Raw genomic sequence first — 533 nt, forward strand, 5'->3', positions numbered from 1 at the left:
GCCGGGTTCAATTTGTCCCGGGATGCGTTGATGCGCGTGGCGATTTTACGGACCGGTGATGAGGATTATTACTTTGTGTGGAGCTCTCACCACATTTTGATGGACGGCTGGTGTGTGGCGCTAGTAACAGATGAGGTGTTTGAGGCTTATTTTGCAGCCGTAGAGCATCGAGCACCAAAGCTCGCGCCTGTGACTCCATACAGTCAGTATATTGCGTGGCTGGAAGCCCAGGATGTAGAAGCAGCTGCTTCATACTGGAAGGAATATTTGCTCGGCTATGATCAGCAAACGTCAATTCCGACCGGAAAAGTAGGTGCGAAAGCAAACGGTGAACAATTTGAGCATGTACTGTGCGATCTGGGCCAAGATTTGACGGGACGTCTGGAAATGGTGGCCAAACAGTACCACGTGACCGCCAATACGCTCCTGCAAACCGCCTGGGGCTTATTGCTTCAAAAGTACAACGGTAGTGACGATGCCGTCTTTGGCGGTGTCGTATCGGGTCGCCCGGCTGAGATTTCGGGGATCGAAAA

At 52.0% G+C, this 533-nt stretch carries 1 protein-coding gene; it reads left to right on the forward strand.

Translation table 11 applies throughout. The annotated features are described in order from the left end of the window. The coding region (locus AC5V8P_RS26030; RefSeq protein WP_495474108.1) for a condensation domain-containing protein at positions 1-533 on the forward strand (533 nt) is incomplete at both ends.

Source organism: Paenibacillus sp. N119s, assembly GCF_059447605.1.